This is a genomic window from Streptomyces flavidovirens DSM 40150 (genome assembly GCF_000429085.1).
Taxonomy (GTDB): domain Bacteria; phylum Actinomycetota; class Actinomycetes; order Streptomycetales; family Streptomycetaceae; genus Streptomyces; species Streptomyces flavidovirens.
The window spans coordinates 46602-66123 of sequence record NZ_AUBE01000006.1; the positions used below are offsets into that span (position 1 = coordinate 46602).

At 71.4% G+C, this 19522-nt stretch carries 17 protein-coding genes; 4 read left to right on the forward strand and 13 right to left on the reverse strand.

All coding sequences use genetic code 11. The annotated features are described in order from the left end of the window. Nucleotides 1-11 precede the first annotated feature (11 nt). Nucleotides 12-965, reverse strand: coding sequence for a LysR family transcriptional regulator (locus G412_RS0111335; RefSeq protein WP_028812202.1), 954 nt, complete (start codon nt 963-965; stop codon nt 12-14). 62 nt (nt 966-1027) lie between these two features. Here G412_RS0111335 and G412_RS0111340 point away from each other — a divergent pair, with 62 nt between their 5' ends. Both G412_RS0111340 and G412_RS0111345 read left to right on the forward strand, forming a co-directional pair. Beyond that, the gene (locus G412_RS0111340) at nt 1028-2326 is read left to right on the forward strand and encodes an MFS transporter (RefSeq protein WP_028812203.1); all 1299 of its coding nucleotides are present in this window, start codon (nt 1028-1030) and stop codon (nt 2324-2326) included. 101 nt (nt 2327-2427) lie between these two features. Continuing rightward, entirely contained in the window at nt 2428-3414 is a 987-nt protein-coding gene (locus G412_RS0111345; protein ID WP_028812204.1) for a sigma-70 family RNA polymerase sigma factor, read from the forward strand. 31 nt (nt 3415-3445) lie between these two features. On the opposite strand, the gene G412_RS0111350 is transcribed toward G412_RS0111345, so the two are convergent. Both G412_RS0111350 and G412_RS0111355 read right to left on the reverse strand, forming a co-directional pair. Continuing rightward, a complete protein-coding gene (locus tag G412_RS0111350; protein WP_028812205.1) occupies nt 3446-4309 on the reverse strand; it encodes a tyrosinase family protein in 864 nt (287 codons plus the stop codon). Nucleotides 4310-4325: 16 nt separating this feature from the next. Continuing rightward, entirely contained in the window at nt 4326-4898 is a 573-nt protein-coding gene (locus tag G412_RS0111355; RefSeq protein WP_051338289.1) for a tyrosinase family oxidase copper chaperone, read from the reverse strand. A 342-nt stretch (nt 4899-5240) separates the two neighbouring features. On the opposite strand from G412_RS0111355, the gene G412_RS0111360 reads away from it, so the two are divergent. After that, nucleotides 5241-6533 carry a cytochrome P450 gene (locus G412_RS0111360; protein ID WP_028812207.1) on the forward strand — a complete coding sequence of 431 codons (1293 nt, stop codon included), beginning with the start codon at nt 5241-5243 and terminating at the stop codon, nt 6531-6533. A gap of 159 nt (nt 6534-6692) precedes the next feature. Then, nucleotides 6693-8006 carry a glycoside hydrolase family 26 protein gene (locus tag G412_RS0111365; RefSeq protein ID WP_028812208.1) on the forward strand — a complete coding sequence of 438 codons (1314 nt, stop codon included), beginning with the start codon at nt 6693-6695 and terminating at the stop codon, nt 8004-8006. Here G412_RS0111365 and G412_RS0111370 read toward each other — a convergent pair. The 10 genes from G412_RS0111370 to G412_RS0111415 all read right to left on the reverse strand — a co-directional run bounded on the left by G412_RS0111370 (nt 7960) and on the right by G412_RS0111415 (nt 19522). Further along, entirely contained in the window at nt 7960-9168 is a 1209-nt protein-coding gene (locus G412_RS0111370; RefSeq protein WP_028812209.1) for a GNAT family N-acetyltransferase, read from the reverse strand. The two genes, G412_RS0111365 and G412_RS0111370, sit on opposite strands and share 47 nt — an antisense overlap. Beyond that, entirely contained in the window at nt 9168-9959 is a 792-nt protein-coding gene (locus tag G412_RS34040) for a YveK family protein (protein ID WP_078606916.1), read from the reverse strand. The genes G412_RS0111370 and G412_RS34040 overlap by 1 nt, the downstream gene beginning before the upstream one ends. Continuing rightward, nucleotides 9956-11122, reverse strand: a complete 1167-nt coding sequence (locus G412_RS0111380) for a glycosyltransferase (protein ID WP_028812210.1) — start codon at nt 11120-11122, stop codon at nt 9956-9958. Before G412_RS0111380 ends, G412_RS34040 begins: the two co-directional genes overlap by 4 nt. Then, complete coding sequence (locus G412_RS0111385) at nt 11119-11877, reverse strand: polysaccharide deacetylase family protein (protein ID WP_028812211.1); 759 nt, start codon at nt 11875-11877, stop codon at nt 11119-11121. Before G412_RS0111385 ends, G412_RS0111380 begins: the two co-directional genes overlap by 4 nt. Further along, nucleotides 11867-13660, reverse strand: a complete 1794-nt coding sequence (locus tag G412_RS34045; protein WP_078606917.1) for a lipid II flippase MurJ — start codon at nt 13658-13660, stop codon at nt 11867-11869. Before G412_RS34045 ends, G412_RS0111385 begins: the two co-directional genes overlap by 11 nt. Beyond that, nucleotides 13657-14964, reverse strand: a complete 1308-nt coding sequence (locus tag G412_RS0111395; RefSeq protein ID WP_051338290.1) for an O-antigen ligase family protein — start codon at nt 14962-14964, stop codon at nt 13657-13659. Before G412_RS0111395 ends, G412_RS34045 begins: the two co-directional genes overlap by 4 nt. Before the next feature lie 2 nt (nt 14965-14966). Further along, entirely contained in the window at nt 14967-16421 is a 1455-nt protein-coding gene (locus G412_RS0111400; RefSeq protein ID WP_028812213.1) for an exopolysaccharide biosynthesis polyprenyl glycosylphosphotransferase, read from the reverse strand. Beyond that, nucleotides 16418-17599 (reverse strand): glycosyltransferase, encoded by a 1182-nt coding sequence (locus G412_RS0111405; protein WP_078606918.1) that lies wholly within the window; start codon nt 17597-17599, stop codon nt 16418-16420. Before G412_RS0111405 ends, G412_RS0111400 begins: the two co-directional genes overlap by 4 nt. 239 nt (nt 17600-17838) lie before the next feature. Next, on the reverse strand, nt 17839-18153 hold the full coding sequence (locus G412_RS0111410; protein ID WP_051338291.1) for an STAS domain-containing protein: 315 nt from the start codon (nt 18151-18153) through the stop codon (nt 17839-17841). A 91-nt stretch (nt 18154-18244) separates the two neighbouring features. Then, nucleotides 18245-19522 (reverse strand): thymidine phosphorylase, encoded by a 1278-nt coding sequence (locus G412_RS0111415; RefSeq protein WP_028812216.1) that lies wholly within the window; start codon nt 19520-19522, stop codon nt 18245-18247.

Below are 19522 nucleotides of genomic sequence, written 5' to 3' on the forward strand. Positions count from 1 at the left end.
AGGTCAGTTACTCACTCCGGCAGGAGATGGCCCCGGCGCGACAGCAGGAAGCGCTTGAAGGCCGCCACCGGGGGCGTGTCCGGGTGGCCGTCCAGCCAGGCGACGCCGATCTCGCGTACGGCGCGAGGGGCTGTCACCGTCAGCTCCCTGACGCCAGGCCGGGCCACCGCCGGCGGTGGCAGCAGGGCGACGCCGAGCCCGGCTGCCACCAGGCCGCGCAGCGTCTCCGCCTCCTCGCCCTCGAACGCGACGCGCGGCTTGAAGCCCGCCTCGGCGCACAGGTCGTCGGTGATACGCCGCAGCCCGTAGCCGGGTTCGAGGGTGACGAACGCCTCGTCGGCCGCCTCCGCGAGGCGCACCCGCTTGCGGGTGGCCAGGCGGTGGTCGTCGGGGACGACCAGGCGCAGCCGCTGCTCGTCGAGGCGGCGGGCGACCAGGTCGGGGGCGTCCGGGACGGGGGAGGTCAGGCACAGGTCGAGGTCGCCGGCGCGCAGCCGCTCGATCATGGCCTCGCCGTAGTTCTGGACGAGCTGGAAGCGGACCCGTGGGTGATCGGCGCGGAACGCGCGGATCAAGCCGGGCACGGTTTCCGAGCCCATGGTGTGCAGGAAGCCGAAGGCGACCTTGCCGGTCGCGGGGTCGGCGTCGGCCCGTACCGAGTCCGCCGCCCGCTCGACCTCGGACAGCGCGCGCTCGACGGTGGTGAGGAAGGTGCGGCCCGCGGGGGTGAGGGAGACCGTGCGGCCCTTGCGGGCGAAGAGGGCGACGCCCAGGTCCTCCTCCAGCCTGACCATGGCGCGCGAAAGCGTCGACTGCGGGACGGCCAACTCGTGGGCGGCGCGGGTGACGTGCTCGTGGCGGGCGACCGCCGCGAAGTGGGCGAGGCGCGGCGCGAGTACCTGCTGAATGTCTTCTTCGTAACTACTGGGTGACAGCCGGGGCCGTGAGCTCGGGTTATGCAGCATGGGATTGATTATCGCGCGTTTGTGCATTGGACGCATGAAGCTGCCGTGTCTACGTTCGATGCATGCCTTCTGCCAGTACCAAGGCGTCCACCACCCACGTGGGCGCCGACGCCGTTGTTGTCGAAACCGACTCCCGTCTCGCCCCCTCCTCCCCCGGCTACCGCCGCATGAGCTTCGCGCTCTTCGCCGCCGGGGTGGCGACCTTCGCCCTCCTCTACTCCACCCAGGCGCTGCTGCCGCTGATCTCCGCCGACTTCGGCGCGAGCGCGAGCGCCGCCAGCTGGACCGTCTCGGCCGCCACGGGTGCGCTGGCCCTGTTCGTCCTGCCGATGAGCGCCCTCTCGGAGCGCTTCGGGCGCAGCCGCCTGATGACGCTCTCGCTGGCGGTCGCCGTCGCGGTCGGCCTGCTGATTCCTTTCGCGCCCTCGCTGGAGTGGCTGGTGGCGCTGCGCGCCGTGCAGGGCGCCGCGCTGGCCGGTGTGCCCGCTTCCGCGATGGCGTATCTCGCGGAGGAGGTCCGGCCGAAGGCGCTGATCGCGGCGATCGGGCTGTTCGTTGCGGGCAACTCCATCGGCGGCATGAGCGGCCGCATCGTCACCGGCTGGGCCGCCCAGGTGTGGGACTGGCGCGCGGCGCTCGCCGCCGTCGGCCTGATGGCCGTGGTGTGCGTGGTGGTCTACCGGCTGCTGCTGCCGAAGGCCCGTCACTTCACGCCCGGTTCGCTGAACCCGAAGGCGCTGGCGAAGACCGTCCACGGTCACCTCGCCGATCCTCTGCTGCTGCGTCTGTACGCCATCGGCGCGCTCTTCATGACGGTCTTCGGCGCGGTCTACACGGTGATCGGCTACCGGCTGGTCGAGGCCCCCTTCAGCCTCCCGCAGGGCGTCATCGGATCTGTCTTCCTGGTGTACCTCGTCGGTACCGTCTCCTCCGCGGCGGCCGGAAAGCTGGTGGCCCGCCTGGGCCGCCGGGGCGCGCTGTATCTGGCGGTCTCGACGACGGCGGCCGGTCTGCTGCTCTCGGTGGCCGATTCGCTGGCCGCCGTCCTGGCGGGCCTGGTGCTGATCACCGCCGGTTTCTTCGCTGGGCACGCGGTGGCGTCGTCCTCGGTCAGCCGTACGGCGAAGACGGGGCGGGCGCAGGCGTCCGCGCTCTACCAGTCGGCGTACTACCTGGGCAGCAGCGTCGGCGGCACGCTCGGCGCGGTGGCCTTCCACGCCGGGGGCTGGGCGGGGACCGTGCTCCTCGGGCTGGTCGCGGTGCTCGGCGTCGTATCGATCACGCTGTACGGGACCCGGGTCGCCAGGGTCGAACGGCGGCAGCTCGTGGCGCTGCGGACGAGGGGCGCGGCGCGGGCCTGAGTCCCTCCGGTGGGGCGGGTTTCGCGGCTGGGCCATGATTGTCAGTGGGGTCCGGTAACTTCCCAAGGGCTGGTGCCAAAGGCGGCGAGTGGGGTGGACCGATGAGTGATGCCGTGACGACGCAGGATCTGGATTCCCGGCTGGAGAAGCACCGGACCGAGCTGACCGGCTACTGCTACCGGATGCTGGGGTCCGCCTTCGAGGCGGAGGACGCCGTGCAGGACACGATGGTCCGGGCGTGGCGGAGCTTCGACAAGTTCGAGGGACGCTCGTCGCTGCGGTCGTGGCTGTACCGCATCGCGACGAACGTATGCCTGGACATGCTCAGCGCGGGCAACCGCAGGGCCCGCCCCATGGACCTCACGGCCGCGACCCCGGTGGCGCAGGCCGCGCTCAACTCCCGTCCCGAGATCACCTGGCTGGAGCCGGTGCCGGACGGGCGGGTGCTGCCCTCGGTGGCCGACCCGGCCGAGACGGCCGTGTCGCGCGAGACCGTGCGCCTCGCGTTCGTCGCCGCGCTCCAGCACCTGCCGCCCAAGCAGCGGGCCGTGCTGATCCTGCGCGAGGTGCTGGCCTGGAAGGCGAGCGAGGTCGCGGAGCTGCTGGAGACGACGGTCGCTTCGGTGAACAGCGCGCTCCAGCGGGCCCGCGCGACGATCGCCGAACACGGCTCCAAGGAGACGGCCACCGCCGATCCGCTGGACGAGGAACAGCGGAAGCTGCTGGAGCGGTACGTTGCGGCCTTCGAGGGGTACGACATGACCGCCCTGACCGCGCTGCTCCACGAGGACGCCACGCTGTCCATGCCGCCGTACGACCTGTGGTTGCAGGGCCACGACAACATCGTCGGCTGGATGCTGGGCGTCGGCGAGGTCTGCCGGGGCTCCAAGCTGGTGCCGGTCGTGGCCAACGGCACGCCGGCCTTCGCCCACTACCACCCGAGCCAGTCCGGCGACGGCGGCTTCGAGCCGTGGGCGCTCATGGTCATCGAGATCGTGGACGGGAAGGTCAGCGGGATCACGTCCTTCCTGGACACGAAGCGCTGGTTCCCGCTCTTCGACCTGCCCGCGCGGCTCGAAAAGGAGTAGGAGCTGTCCGGCGGATTATGGGGGACAGACCCTAGGCGTAGCGGTAGACGCGGCTGTGGTCCAGCAGTTGCGCGGGCGTCACATTCCACGGCGGCATCGGCTCGTTGAGGCTGAAGACCCGCCCGTGCTGCGGGTCGGACGCGGGCAGCTTCTCGCGCGGCAGATAACCGGAGCGGGGGTGGGCCTCCTGCCAGCGGTCCCAGAGCAGGTCCAGGAAGGCGTGGTGGAGCCAGAAAACCGGGTCGTCGGGCGAAGTGGCGCCCATCATCACACCGCCGACCCAGCGGTGGACCCGGTTGTGGTTGTACGTCGTGACCGTGCCGCCGCGCCCCCATCCCTCGAGCCTGTTCCGGAAGCCCTTGGCCGCGGTCGAGTCCCACGGCGCCGCGTCGTACAGCGGGTCGCTCAGCGCCTTGGCCACGTCCTGACGGGTGGGCAGCGAGACGGGGTCGGAGGGCCGGCCCAGGTTGCGGGTGAGGAAGGCGCGGTCACCGATCCGTCTGCGGAGGTTCCAGTTCCCGTTGGCGTGGGCGAACGCCCCCGTCGTCACCTTCCTGTCGCCGGCCCTGCCGTTGCCTCCGAGGAAGTCCTCGGCCCACAGCGAGGCCGCCGGAGTGTTGTCCTTCGTCCAGTCCCAGTACGGGACCGAAACACCGGGATCGACGGCCCGCAGGGCGCGCTCGAACTCCAGGAGGAAGCGGCGGTGCCACGGGAGGAAGGAGGGCGCCATGTGACTGACGCGCGGCCCGCCATCGGCGTCCGGGACGTAGTACCGGCCGTGCATGGTCACGAACTCGTCGTAGCGCCCCGAGCGCTTGAGTTCCAGGAGCGCACTGACCAGGCGCTTCTTCTCCGTTCGGGTGAGGTCGCGCTGGTTCTTCCGGGTGTAAACCACGTCTGCCCTCCCGGCTTCAGAGGCTGTGCTGGGGGGACACCGACAACTGGGCGTCGCCCAGCTCGTCCACCGCGGCGCGTGCCGCGCCGATGAGCGTCGGGAACGACTCGTAGTGGTTCACCAGGCTCAGATAGCTGCCGTCGGCGCGCCGCATGATGTGCAGCGGCCGGCCGTCGATGCGCACCTCGACGTCTCGTACGGCGGTGACGGTCATGGCGTCACCGGCCGCCCCGGCGCGGTCTGCCTTGCAGGCCGGCCTCGTGGGCAGCGCGGCCCTCGCGGTCGCCTGGATGTGCCGGCCGCGGTATGTCTCGGCGAACCGCTCCTGTGCCGCGTCCGCCACCCCGGCCGGCTCGGCCGCCCCTGCCAGCCCTGTCGGCCCCGCCGCCTCTGCCAGTCCCGCCGCCTCTGCCGCCTGCGGGCCGTTCGCCGGGCGGGTGCCCGCCACGAGCCTCTTGGTGACGATGGGGGCGAGCGCCCCCGCGGTGCCCGCGATCACGCCCACCGCGAAGGCGCCGCGCAGCAGAATGCGGCGCGTCAGGGAGGCCCCTCGCACGGTCGCTGCGCTCCTGCGCGTGATCAGGTCCATGCTGAATACCCCTTGCCGCTCGCGTTGTTCCACTCTTTCGACGTACGCATGCCTCGGTGCTGACAACAACGACGCATCGGCGAAACAGTTCTCGTAGGCGGCCGGCGCTCCCCTCAGTCCGGGCCTTCCAAGACGGCGCGCGGCGCACCCAGGTCCCCTTCAAATGCCGCCGCGACACAACCTCGGGTGGTCAACTTCATCGGTAGGTGAATTCCCTCTGCCTCGCAGACACGCTGTTGCTCTGCAAGAACGAGCCAAACACCCGAACCAGTGCATAGTTCCCCCGTCCGCAGCAACTGGTTCGGGCCAAAACGACCGCCCGAGCTCCTGAAGGGTGTGGGTATGAAGATCCCGACGCAGGCGTCCACGCAGCAGATGCTGCGCGCGCACAACGCCGATCTCGCCGATCCGCTGTTCTGGCAACTGCCGCGCTCCGAACGGCTGAAGGCCTTCGCGCTGCTGCGCGGGCTCGACGCCCCGGTGCTCTTCGGGGAGAGTCCGGGCTCCTCCCGCCGGGCCGGGAGAACCGGCAAGGGCTTCTACGCGCTGGTGAAGCACGCCGACGTGATGGAGGCGAGCCGGCAGCCGAGACAGTTCGCGAGCGCTCCGGGGGTCACCACTCCGGAGCCGGCCGCCTGGGCCAAGGCGGTGTTCGGGAACTCGATGGTCAACATGGACGGCACCGAGCACGCCACGATGCGCAGGATCGTCTCCCGCGCCTTCACGCCGCGCCTGCTCGCCGCCGCGGAGGAGGACATCCGGGACGTCGCCAGGCGTGTGGTGGACGAGATGCTCGCCGAGCGGCCGTGCGACTTCGTGCCGTCGGTCGCTTCCCGTATGCCGTTCGAGGTCATCTGCAACCTGATGGGAATCCCGGAGCGCTACCGGCCCGAGATCGCCGACCGCGTCAACCACGCGTCCGAGAACGTCGGCGTGCGGCGCGGCGTGCGGGCCCGGCTGCGGGTGCCCGGACGCGGTCTGCGCGCCCTGGCCCATATGCAGCTCGTCATGGCGAAGCTCGCCCGTGAGCGCCGCCGCCACCCCACCGGTGACCTGATCTCGGCGCTGGTACGCGCGGACATCGACGGCCAGTCGCTCTCCTCCCGCCAGCTCGGCGCCTTCTTCTCCCTGCTGCTGGTCGCCGGGGTGGAAACCACGCGCAACGCGATCGCCCACGGGTTGACGCTTCTCACCGAACACCCCGAGCAGCGCGAGGTGTTGGCCGCGGATTTCGAGCAGTACGCCGACGGGGCGGTGGACGAGATCGTCCGCCACTCGACGCCGATCATCCAGTTCCGCCGTACGGTCACGACCGAATGCGCGCTGGGCGGCCGGGAATTTCGGCCCGGCGAGAAGGTGGTGCTCTTCTACGCCTCCGCCAATCGCGACGAAGCGGTGTTCACGGACCCCGATGTCTTCGACATCACCCGGAACCCGAATCCGCATCTGGGATACGGCGGGGGCGGGCCGCACTACTGCCTGGGGTCACATCTGGCCCGGCAGGAGATGAAGGCGCTGTTCCATGAACTGCTGACCCGGCCGCGAGATCTGCGGGCGGTGGGAATTCCGGAACTCGTCGACTCGAACTTCGACAACCGCGTCCGCACGCTGCGTTTCGCTTTCGAACCGTCCTGATCCGGTCCCGCCAGAACCATCAATTTCACTCGCGTGGCCGATTTGAAGGAGGGCCCTTGTCGCCAATGGCCTACTGACGAGCATTCAGACAGCCCATTAGTACGACTTCCTGCCTACTGTCGAAGCGTCGGCAACAACGACCGATCGGTAGGAGGAGTCATGTCAAAGAGGCGCCGTCTCACCGGCACCTGTATCGGCACGGTTGCCATAAGTCTCGCCGTCGCCGGTGGTGTTTTCGCGGGAGGGGCCCTGGCATCCCCCACCGAGCCCCCGTCCCCGGGTCCGGCTGTGAGTCCCGAGCCGGGCCCGGCTGTGAGTCCCGAGCCGGGCCCGGTCCCGTCCGAAGGGCCCCCGTCGGCCATCGGCGCGTATCTCGACTACGGCCCTGACGGCGTGACACGAATGGCTGAGCTGTCGCAGTGGCTGGGCGGTGCGGAACTGTCGGTCGGGCACACCTACCTGCCGGGCGACCTCTGGGTGAACATCGAAGGCCGTCCCGAGTTCCTGCGGTACTGGGCGGACTGGCGGCGCGGCGCGCAGGACCGGTTGTTCGTCCTCAATGTGCCCATGCTGGAGCGGAACGAGGAGCACCTGTCCGACAGCGAGGTGCGCGACATGCTTGAGGAGGGCGCCGAGGGAAGCTTCGACCACCACTTCCAAAAACTCGCCACGCGCCTGGTGAAGCTCGGCGTACCGGACACCGTGATCGTCCTCGGCTGGGAGATGAACGGCACCACGTACTCGCATCGCTGCGGGCCCGACCCCGACTCCTGGAAGGAGTACTGGCACCGCATCGTCACGGCGATGCGTACCGTTCCCGGCCAGAAGTTCCGCTTCGACTTCGCCCCGAACCGGGGCATCGACGCGATTCCGTGGACCGAGTGCTATCCGGGCGACGACGTCGTGGACATCATCGGCATGGATTCGTACGACCAGCCGCCCGGCGACACGTTCGACGACCAGGTGTCCGATCCGTACGGGCTGCAGAAGCAGGTCGATTTCGCCGCCGAGCACAACAAGGCCATCTCCTACCCGGAGTGGGGGCTCTTCCGCAACGGTGACAACCCCGAGTACATGAGGGGGATGCTCGACTGGATGGCCCAGCACAAGCCGCTCTACCAGACCATCACCGACTACTGTCCGCACGGCGTCTGGCAGTGCGACGAGAACCCCCGGTCCTCGGAGGTGTTCCGTTCGAAGCTGTCCGGGTGGCGGATGCCCGTGACGCAGACGCCGGTCGCGCCGGCGCCCACACCCTCGCCGTCGGCCCCGACGCCGCCCCAGGCACCCACGCCGTCCGCGACGAAACCCTCGGAGGTCAAACCGGTCAAGCCCACGCCCACCGAGCCCCCGAAGAAGCCGGACTCCGGGAAATGGTGCGTGCCGAGGGAGATGGGCGAGTGGATCAACCAGTGGCTGGGCGACTTCACGTTCTGTGTGCAGCCGGAATCCCCGGAGCGCTGGAAATCCTGACGGTGCCGTCCGCCCGCCAGCTGTTCACCCGGTCCCGCCAGTCGCGCGCCGCGGGAAAGCGCGTACTCACGGTCTCGGCGGCCCGGTCCCGCATGGTCACCTGCGACTCGCGCACGCGCAGCAGGGGTTCCAGGCCAGGCCGGGCCAGCAGCAGCCGCTGGTTGGTGACGGTCTCCGGCCGCCAGTGGTTCTTGTACGGTTCCGATCCGCGCAGCAGGCTCAGCACGCCCCGGCCGGAGTCCGCCGCCAGGTGCGCCTCCTGGCGCAGCAGCATCGTCGTGACGTCCACCTTCTTCTCCCGCAGCCCCGGATCGGCCCCGTACAGGTAGCCGCCGGAGAGCAGACCCGACTGGAGGGTCATGCTCACGGCGATCACCTCGCCGTCCAGCCGGAACTCCGTGACCGCGGCCTCGCCGTCCCTCAGCATCCGGCTCGCGGCGCGCACCAGGTGCTCGGCGAAGCGCGGCCTGAGGTGTTCCACGTTGACGCCGCGGCCCCGCCACTGGAGTTCGTGCAGCCTCAGCAGACGGCCGACCGCGCCGGGCACCTCGTGCCCGGCGACCACGTGACTCTCGATCTTCAGTGCGTCGATCTTGCGCAGCTTGGCCCGTACGCGCTGGGCGCGGCTGCTCTGCATCCGCTTGACGAGGTCGTCGATCGGCTCGGCGGGCAGCTCCATGCAGGTCGAGTCCGTGAGCCGGGCCCGGGCGCCGGTCCACCTCTCGTACAGCCGCTCGGCCGCCGCTCCCGGCCGTACCTCCCGCAGGTCGATCACCGCCTGCCGGGCGGCACGGTCGAGTCCTCGTTCGAGTGCTCGGATCGCGCTCGTCGCCTCTTCGTCGTCGACGAGTACGTCGGAGAAGTCGGAGATCGCACCGCCGATGGGCACGAGCAGCGGCATCGGGCGGTGTACGAGCATCAGCGGCGCGGCGCCGATCAGCCGGCCGTCACGGCGGGCCAGTACGACGCGGAGCCGGCCGTTCCGCCCGTACGAGAGCCACCACGAGTGGAGCCAGGCGTGGCTCTGGAACGGCGTCGCCGCGGCGCAGCGGCGACGGAGCCCGTCCCACTCCTCCTGGAGCGCGGCGAACCGCCGGGGGTCGCGGCACAGCGTGACGGTCAGGCCCCGGTCCCGGTCCCGCCGGTTCCCGGCCGCCGCCATCACACCAGCTCCCGCTCGGCTTTGGCGGTCGCGCTCGCGTTGCCGTTGGCGTTGGGGTTGGTGTTGGCGTTGGGGTTGGCGTGACTTTCGGCGGGGGCGGCGGACGGTGCGGGCACCGACGCCGACGCGGTCGCGCGGGGGCGCTTCGGCCGTACGAGAAGGACCAGTCCGCCGATGAGGCCGCCGGTGCTCCCGCCCACAGCCGCGCTGATCGGGAGGGACGGCGAGGCCGCCTCGGTCGGCGCGATCGCCTGGGAGAAGACGAGCAGCTTGACGCCGGTGTTCTTGGAGACGTGGTTGCTGCTGACGAACACGGCTTCGGCGACGGCGTTGGCGATGTCCGCCGCCACGGCGGGCTTGTCGGCGGTCCCGGTGATCGCGATCATCGGCGAGTCGGGGGACGTCTCGGTACTGACCTGGGTACGCAGCGCCTTCGGCGGAACTCCGGCCGCCACGCGCGCGTACGCGAGGGTGGAGTCGCTGGTGGTGATCCGGCCGTACGCCTGGGCGTAGCCGAGGGCCGCGGTGGGCTCGGTGCCCTTGGCGGGGACGGCTACGACGTAACTGGTGGCGGCGTACTCCGGGGTCTGGAGGGCGCCGTATGCCACTCCGCACACCGTGCCGAGCACGGCGCATACGGGCAGCGGCCACCAGACGGGCACGGGAATGGCCTGGATCGTGGCCTGGACCTTGGGTTTGATCTTGAGTTTGATGTTGGGTTTGATCTTCGTGACGAGTCGGCTGAACCGTCCGGGGGCGGCCGGCTGCTGCTGCTCGGGTGAATCGGTCATCGGTGTGCTTCTCTCCTGGTCGGGGGAGCGGAGGCGGGGGCGAGGGCGTGTGCGTACACGTCCATGAGGCGTGCGCTGCTGCGCGCGATGTCGTAGTGGCTGACGGCGGGCGGCGGCACCAGCCGGCGTACTCCGCCCTCCATCCGCTGCCGCAGAGCCGCCGTCAGCTCACCGACGCTGCCGCTGATGCGCCGGGCGCCGGGGGCGTGGCCCGGCGGCAGGTCGTCGATGGCGGGGCAGGCGCGGTGGAGTACGGGCAGGCCCGCTGCCAGCGCCTCGACCACGGCCAGGCCGAAGGCCTCCTCGCGTGACGTCGACACGAAGACGTCGATCGCGCAGAGCAGGGCGGGAATGGGAGTTCGGGAGACAGTGGGGCTGGAATCGGGGCCGGGGTTGAGCGCGGTGTCGCATTCGCCCAGGAAGCGGATGCGGTCCGTTGCTCCCAGGCGCGCCGTCAGCGTGCGCAGCGCGTCGCGCTCGGGGCCGTCACCGGCCAGCAGCAGCCACGCTCCGGGCAGCGCCGCCACCGCACGGACCAGCACGTCGAATCGTTTTCCGGAGACGATCCTGCCTACGCCGCCGACCACAAACGCGTCGGCGGGAATGCCCAGTCGGGCGCGGGTGGCGGTGCGGTGTGCGGCGTCGAAGCGGTAGCGCGCGGCGTCGATGCCGTTGGGGACCACGTGGATTCGCGCCGGCGGTACGCCCCAGTCGCGCAGCCGCCCGGCGACGGTCGCGGAGACGGCTACGGTCGCCGCGCCCAGGCGTTCCGTACCCAGGTACAGCGCGCGGGCCCCGCGGGTGAGCGGGCGGCCTTCGATCTCCGCCTGCCCGAGGGAGTGTTCGGTGGCGACCGCCGGGACACCCGCCAGCCGTGCGGCGATCCGGCCGTAGACGCAGGCGCGGTACAGGTGCGTGTGGACCAGGTCGTACTTGCCACGGCGGACCAGTCGCGTCAGCGCGGGCAGGGCTTTGAGGTCCCGGTTGCCCTTCATCCCCAGGTGCGCGACCCGGACGCCGTCGGCGCGCAGCCCGTGCGCCACCGCGCCCGGGTTCGTCAGCGTGACGACGTCACAGGGCACGGGCAAGTGACGCAGCAGCAGCCGCAGTTGCTGCTCGGCGCCTCCGATGCCGAGCCCGGTGATGATGTGCAGCGCCTTCATCGGCCGGCACCGGACGGGGCGAAGCGGTGCCGCAGGTGCTTGGCCCGCAGGCGCAGGCCCCGGTCGGCGTGGCTGATGTGCGTGCGCGGCAGGGCGTACGTGCCGACCAGGGGGCCGGGGTCGATCGCGAAGCCGTACGTGTAGCCCGCGGTGCGTACCGCGTCGACCGCTCGCTGGTCGACGGTGCCGTACGGGTAGCAGAAGCTCTCCGGGGCGGTCCCGGTGATCGCGCGGATCAACTCCCGGCTGTGGAACGTCTCCTGGCGCAGTACGCCGTCGGGCAGGCCGGGCAGCCGCTGGTGGTACAGGCCGTGCGAGCCGATCTCCATGCCTGCCTTCGCCGCTCGGGAGATCTCCTCTTCGGTCAGCAGCCGTTTGCGCGGGCCCAGCGGGTCCCATCCGTTGGAGCCGCCGCACCGGCCGGGCAGTACGAACACCGTGGCCGTGCACTCGTGCCGGCGCAGCACCGGCAGCGCCTCGTGCAAGAAGTCCGCGTATCCGTCGTCGAAGGTCAGGCCGACCAGGCGGGCGGCACGGCCCGCCGCGTGGGCGCGCAGAAGTGTGCCCACGTCGACGCCGGTGAGTCCCCGGCGGCGCAGCCAGGCCAGTTGCCGGTCCAGCCGGTCACGGGAGACGGTGATGCCGTACGGGTCGTCCGCCGGGTCCCCGACCGAGTGGTACATCAGGATCCACGGCCGGCCGTGGGGGCCGGATACGGGGCGTTCGGTGCTACGGGTCGCCGTGTCAGCGGCCATGACGGAACCTCTGTCGGGTGAGGGCCAGCAGGTGAACGACCTCCGGAGCTCTTACCGCGAGGCCGGAGAGGACGAATACGGCGGGGACGAGGACGCAGCCGGCGGCCACGCTCAGCAGGGGGTCCGCCACCCTTGGCGCGGCCGCCCAGCCCGCCGCACCGGCCACCGCCGCCGCGGTCGTCAGCCGGCCGAGGGACGCGATGACGGCCCGTACCCGGATGGGAACCACGCGCGAGCCGAGGCCGCCGAGCAGGAGCAGCGCCGTTGTGCTGATGCCGATGGCGTTGGCCGCCGCGATGCCGTGTACGCCGAACCGTCCGGCCAGGGCCGCGCCGGCCGCGGTGGTGACGACCAGGCCTGCGGCCATGGCCGCCGCCGGGTACCAGGTGGTGCCGCCGGCGGAGAAGAACGGCCGGCTCAGGGCGCCTACCAGGCAGTGGCCCAGCAGGCCGACGGCGTACACGCGCATGACGGTCGCGGTCGTGGCGGTGTCGTGGGCGTCGAACGCGCCGCGTTCGAAGAGGACTTCGATGATCTGCGGCGCGTAGCCGAGGACCATCGCCGTTCCCAGGAGTACGACCAGTCCGGCCAGGGCCAGGTCCCTTTCCACCCTGAGCCGGGCGCCCTCCCGGTCTCCTTCGGCCATGGCGCGGGCGACCACCGGGTACGTCACCGTGCAGATCATGAGGGACAGCACTATCGGCATCTGCGCGACCTTCTGCGCGTAGTTCAGGTGCGAGATCGCTCCGCCGGGGAGGGGCGAGGCGAGGAAGCGCTCCACCAGGACCTGGGCCTGGCGGCCCACCGCGAAGAGCACTACGGGGGCCAGGACCGCTGTGGCCAGGAGGGGGGCGGGAGTGGGCGCGGGAGTGGGGGCGGGAGTGGGGGCGGAAGTGGCGCGGGGGCGGGGGGTGCGGTGGAGGCTTGTCAGCTTCAGGAAGGTGGGGAGTTGGGTCAGGATCATCAGCAGGCTGCCCGCGGCTACGCCGACCGCGGCTGCTCGTACGCCCCAGAGGGAGTGCAGGGTGAGCGTCGTGGTGATGATGCCGACGTTGTACGCGGCGTAGACGCCGGCCGGGAGCAGGAACCTGCCGTGGGCCCGCAGAGCCGCACTGAAGTACCCGGTGATGCCGAAGGTGAACACGGTGACGGCCGTCAGGCGGGTGCAGTCGACAGCCAGTTGGGGGTTGCTGAAGCCCGGTGCGAGGAGCCGTACGAGCCAGGGCGCGCCCAGGATCAGGAGCACGGCCGCGCAGGCCAGGGCCGCACAGAGCCGGGGAAGCGTGGCCAGGACCAGCGCCCTTACGGCGTCGTAGGACAGGGCGGGGTCCTGTGTGCGCCGGGCGGCGCGGTGGGCCAGGGCGTGGCTGAAGGCCGGGACCAGAAGGAGCGCCATCGCGTCCTCGATCAGGAGGGTGGCGGCCATCTCCGGCACGGTCCAGGCGATCAGGAAGGCGTCGCTCTCCACGCTCGCGCCGAACAGATGGGCGATGGTCTGGTCCCGTACGAGGCCCAGCAGTGCCCCTGCCGCGGTCAGGGCGGCGGTTACGGCGGCGGCCCTCGCCAGGAAGCGGCCGAGCTTCGGTGTACGCGGTTCCGGGGGCTCCGGGGCCGGTGCCGCGCCGGGGCGTCTCCTCGGGCGCCGAACCTTCGGGTAGGTGCCGGCTCGTTCGCGGGGGTTGCGTTCGACGCCCTGCGGGGAGCGCCCCGGCACGTCCCCGGCCGGCACTTCGGGCTGCTGGGCCGGGTGGGGCCGCGTCGGGGGGGCGGGGGCGTCGGTCATGCCGTCTCCTCGGACGGCGCCAGGGCCCACCAGGCGGCCAGGCCCAGGACGATTCCGGTGAGCACGGTCGTGGGGCCGCCGATGTCGGCGTACAGGAAGTCGACCGTCTGCCAGATCGCCAGGCCGATTGCCGCCAGGCCGCAGTCGGCGGCTCCGCGGGGGGCCTTGTGGGTCAGTCTGCGCAGGCCCGCCGTCAGGATCGCCGCCCAGGTGCCCACGAAGGCGGTGAGGCCGATCAGGCCCTGCTCGCTGAGGATCAGGAGGTACATGTTGTGCGGAGACAGCAGTGGCTGCTTGTGGAACGTCTGGCCCGCGCCCGCCGTGTCGCTGCCCGAGGAGAGGCCGATCGACGCGTGGGCGTCCCGGTGCGCGGGGAAGCCCTTGAGGCCCACTCCGGTGGCGGGGCGGTCCTGCCACATGCTCGCCGCGGCGGCCCACATCGTGTAGCGGTCGTTGACCGAGCGGTCGGGCGCTTCGGTCACCTCGGTGATGCTGGTGAGGCGTTCGGAGATCATTTCCGAGCCGATGCCGAAGCCGCCCACGAGGATGACTGAGGCCGCCGTCACGGCCGCCAGGGCCTTCGCCGCCTGGCGGAGGCCGGTGAGGAAGATCATGGCGAGGGCCGCGACCACCGTGGCGATCCAGGCTCCCCGGCTGAAGGACACCGCCAGGGGCAGGGTGAGAGCCGCCGCGGTGGCGATCGCGCAGGGGCGCAGCCAGGAGGGTGCGTTGTGGGGTGGGCGCAGGGCCAGGGCCAGGGCCGCGAGGAGGCCGTACGAGACCACCGTGGCCATTCCCATGACGTCGGTGGGGCCGAAGGTGCCCACTGCCCTGATGTCCTCGCCCATGTACGACGCGCCCGTGCCGGTGGCGTGCTGGTAGACGCCCGTCGCGCCCTGGACGGCTGCCAGGACGATCAAGGCGCCGGTGACGAGGCGGAAGTGGTGGGGGGTGCGGAGGAGGAGGATCACCGCTGCGGGGACGAGGACGAAGACCTGGAGGTAGCGGACGTATCCGGTGAGGGCGGCCGCGGGCTCCGTGGCGGTCGCCGTTGCCAGGGCGATACCCACCGCGGGGAGGCCCAGGACGAGCGCGGCGGCGGGGGTGAGAGGGCGTCGGCGAAGGTGCAGGGCTGCGGCGACGGCGAGGACCACCAGGGCACAGGACGCGAGGTCCGCCGGCGTGATGTTGGCGGATGTTCCCGCTGCGGGCGTCTGGATCGGTACCGCCAGCAGCAGCACCGTCGCGATCAGGGGCAGGAGGGGCAGTCGGCGGACGCTTGGTGCCGTCCACAGCGTGGTCATGCTCAGCTGCCTCCGAGCCGGAACAGGGAAGCGGCGGTGCGCGTGAGGATGCACACGTCCTGCCAGAGCGACCAGGTCTCGATGTAGTGGTTGTCGAAGCGGGCGCGGTCCTCGATGGAGGTGTCGCCGCGCAGTCCGTTCACCTGCGCCAGGCCGGTGATGCCCACGGGCATCCGGTGGCGGGCCTGGTAGCCGGGGTAGGTGTGGCTGAATTTCTTGACGAAGTACGGGCGTTCCGGGCGGGGGCCCACCAGGCTCATGTCGCCGCGCAGGACGTTCCAGAGCTGGGGAAGCTCGTCGAGGGACGTGCGGCGCAGAAGGTTGCCCGTAAGGCTCATGCGGTGGTCGGTGGCCACGCTCCAGCGGGTGGCGGACTCGTGCTCGTCGGCGGGGCAGATCGTACGGAACTTCAGCAGGGTGAAGGGGCGGCCGTCGCGGCCGATGCGCTCCTGGCGGAAGATGACGCCGGGGCCGTCGGACAGGCGTACGGCGAGGGCACATACGGCCATGACCGGCGCTGCCACGAGGAGCGCCGCGGCGGCCACCAAGGTGTCCATCGCTCGCTTGGCCGCGCGTGACAGTGGTCTGTGCGGTCCGGTGTGGAGTGGGCGTACGGCGAATCCCCAGAGGTGGTCCGGGGGTTGGGCGTGCGTGAGGGTGCCGGGTGTGCTGCCGTCCACCTGCCACAGCCGGCAGTCGTGGTCGGTGAGGAGCGTGACGAGTTCCCGCTCGGGCGGGTGGGTGAAGACGGCGTGGCGTACGGAGTTCTGGATCACCGCGCGGCTGACGTCCTCCGGGGTGGCGAGGACCGGCAGCGGGTCCGTGCGGGTGGTGTCGTCCGTGGGTGGGGTGGGGGTCTGGTCGACCCTGCCGACGGGGCGCAGTCCGTACTCGGCCCGGACTTGCAGGGCCGCTGTGACCTGCTGGGCGACCGGGCCGCGGCCCACGATCAGTGCCGACTGCGGGCGCCTGACGGCCGTCCGCCGGCGGGTGCGGTAGACCACGGCCCGGCCGGTGCAGGCGAGCAGGGTGTGCGTGGTGACGGCGAGGGTGAGGGTGCTCCAGGTGACGGCGTGCTGCGGGGCGTACGCCGCGAGGGCCTCTGCCGTGGCGTACCACTGGATCAGGGCGAGGAGGAGGAGCGGGGGCAGTTCGCCGAGTGCCGAGGGGGACAGGCGCGGGCGGTAGAGGCCTCGGTAGGTGTGCAGTGCGAGCATGAGCGCCGCGAGTGGGGCGAACACCGTGGCCGGCCACGGCATCAGCGCCAGGGTGAGGGCCACGGCCAGGGCGTCGGCGGTGAGCAGTCCCGCCACGGGGCCGCGCCGGCGGATGCCGCGGGTGGCGAGGGGCGCGGGGCGGCGGCCGGTGGCGCTGCGTGGCGGGTGGACCGATGGAGCCGCGAGCGGTACGGCCGTGGCCTGGGCGGTGTTGGGCGCGAATGCACTCTCCGTCGTCATCGCTCCGTGCGCTTCCTCGTCATGGGTCGGTCAGGGCTGACAAGTTCCCGGTAGAGGCCGGAGACGGCTGCGGCGGTCCGGCGTACGTCGCGGCTCGACCGGGTGTGGGTCTGTGCCACGCGGCCGAGGGCCTCGCGGAGTCCCGGATCGGCCAGCAGCGTGGTGAGCGCCGCCCCGAGGGCCGCCGGGTTCTCGGGCGGGACGAGACAGTGGGTTTCGTGGCCGGGTGGAAGGCTCTCTCTGGCTCCGCTGACGTCGGACAGGACGACGGGCCTGCCGCAGGCCATGGCTTCGAGCGGGGCGAGTGCCATGCCCTCCCAGCGGGACGGCAGGACGACGAGGTCGGCGGCGTGGAACCACGGCCTGATGTCGCGGCTCGCGCCCGCGAACAGCACGCCCGGCGGGGCGTCCGCCCTCAGCCGGTCGCGGTCCGGTCCGTCACCGACGAGTACGAGCCTGGCGCCGGGCACCGCCGAGGCCACCCGCGGCCAGGCCCGCAGCAGAATGTCCTGGCCCTTCTGGCGGCACAGGCGGCCCGCGCAGACCACCAGCGGGGTTCCGGCGGGCACCCCGGACAGGAGCGGCAGCGCGGCACGGGCGGCGGCGCGGCCGGCGCCCTCGTCGGGGCGGAAGTGGCGGAGGTCGATGCCGTTGCGGATCACCGACCAGCGGGCGGCGATGCCGGCCTCCTCGCCCGTTCTGCGCTCGGTCTCGCTGACGCACAGGGTCCGTGCCGCCCAGCGGGATGCGTACCGCTCCCACCTGAGTGCCAGAGCGGCTTCCCTGCCCCGTACGGCTTCGAAGGACCAGGCGTGGGGCTGGAAGACGGTCGGCACCCTGCCCCGTACGGCCAGCCTGCCCGCCAGTCCGGCCTTGGCGCTGTGGGCGTGCACGATGTGGGGGCGGCTCTGGCGGATCAGCCGGGCGGCGGTCATGACTTCGCCGGGCAGGGTGGAGCCGGGAGCGCGTTCGGCGGGCCAGGGGTGTACGTGCGCTCCGGCCTCGGCGGCGTCCGACGCCAGGGTGCCGCCGGGGGGGCAGGCCACCACGGTACGCAGACCTTCGCTCGTCTGCGCTCTGACGAGATCGGTGACCACGCGCGCGACTCCGCCCTCCACCGGCTGGACCAGGTGAAAAATCGTCAGTTGACCCTGCTCAGTCCAACTTCGTTGCAGCACGTGCGGCTCTCTTCGTACGTGGACCGTAGAAACTGACCGAGAAAGCAACGCGGGTTTCGGCTTTCAAAACAAGGCGACCAAAGCAGGAGTGAACTTTGTCAGAAAGCCAGTTGGAAAATCACGCTTGAACGCGCCCCTTCGGCCATTTGGACTCCCGGCCGGGGAATGCCGTCTCCCGGAATTGACATGCCTCTTCAGCCGTTGACCGCTGTCGCGGAAACAGCCCATCGGGTGATCGCTCAGGCGATGTCGTTAAGGCCGACGAGACGCAGCAGCGTCAGCAGCTCCTGGCGGGCGCCGCGCAGGCGCAGGCGGCAGCCGGCTCTGCGGGCGGTGAGCCGCAGGCGGGCCAGTGCGTCGACGGCGGTGAGGTCCGGTCCGGTCAGCCGGGCGACGTCACAGATCACCTCGCCGGCTGCCGCGTCGCACAGCAGGTCGTCGAGTTCGTCGCACAGGCGCGGTACGTCGGCCGGGGTCACCCGGCCGACGACGACGAGAACGGCCGGCATCGTGGCATCCACATGGGGCAGACCCAGGCCACGGCCGTAACTCATCGGTGCGCCCCCGTGGACGCCCCCCGTGGACGAGAAAAGCGGGGCCGGTGGAATTCCACCGGCCCCGCTCGGTCGTACGCGTCCCCGCGTGTCAGGCGATACGGCCCAGCACGATCGGGTTCGGGGTGAACTCCGTGCCCTCGGGGGCGGTCAGGACCCCGCCGTTCAGGGCTTCGAGGGCGTACTCGAACTTCTCCGGGGTGTCCGTGTGCAGGGTCATCAGGCGCTGGCCCGCGGTGACCCTGTCGCCCGGCTTGGCGTGGAGCTCGATGCCCGCACCCGCCTGGACCTGGTCCTCCTTGCGCGCGCGGCCGGCGCCGAGGCGCCACGCCGCCACACCGACGGCGTACGCGTCGAGGGTGGTGAGGACACCGCTCTCGGAGGCGTGCACGACGTGCTGCTCGCGGGCCACCGGCAGGGCCGCGTCCGGGTCGCCGCCCTGGGCCGCGATCATGCGGCGCCAGACGTCCATCGCCGAGCCGTCCGCGAGCGCCTTGGCCGGGTCGGCGTCCTTCAGGCCCGCCGCGTCGAGCATCTCGCGGGCGAGCGCGAGGGTGAGGTCGACGACGTCCTTGGGACCGCCGCCGGCCAGCACCTCGACCGACTCACGGACTTCGAGGGCGTTGCCCGCCGTCAGGCCGAGCGGGGTCGTCATGTCGGTGAGGAGGGCCACCGTGCGTACGCCGTGGTCGGTGCCCAGACCCACCATGGTGGCGGCGAGCTCGCGGGCGTCCTCGATGTTCTTCATGAAGGCGCCGGAGCCGACCTTGACGTCCAGGACGAGCGAGCCCGTACCCTCGGCGATCTTCTTCGACATGATCGAGGAGGCGATGAGCGGGATCGCCTCGACGGTGCCCGTGACGTCGCGCAGCGCGTACAGCTTCTTGTCCGCCGGGGCCAGACCGTCGCCCGCCGCGCAGATGACCGCGCCGGTGGATTCGAGGACGCTGAGCATCTCCTCGTTGGAGAGCAGCGCGCGCCAGCCGGGGATCGACTCCAGCTTGTCGAGCGTGCCGCCGGTGTGGCCGAGGCCCCGGCCGGAGAGCTGCGGCACGGCCGCGCCGCAGGCGGCGACCAGGGGTGCGAGGGGCAGCGTGATCTTGTCGCCGACGCCGCCGGTGGAGTGCTTGTCGGCGGTGGGACGGGAGAGCTGGGCGAAGTTCATGCGCTCGCCCGAGTTGATCATCGCGGCGGTCCAGCGGGCGATCTCGACCCGGTTCATGCCGTTGAGCAGGATCGCCATCGCGAGGGCGGACATCTGCTCGTCGGCGACCTCACCGCGCGTGTAGGCGTCGATGACCCAGTCGATCTGCTCGGGGCTCAGTTCGCCCTTGTCGCGCTTGGTCCGGATTACGGAGATGACGTCCAT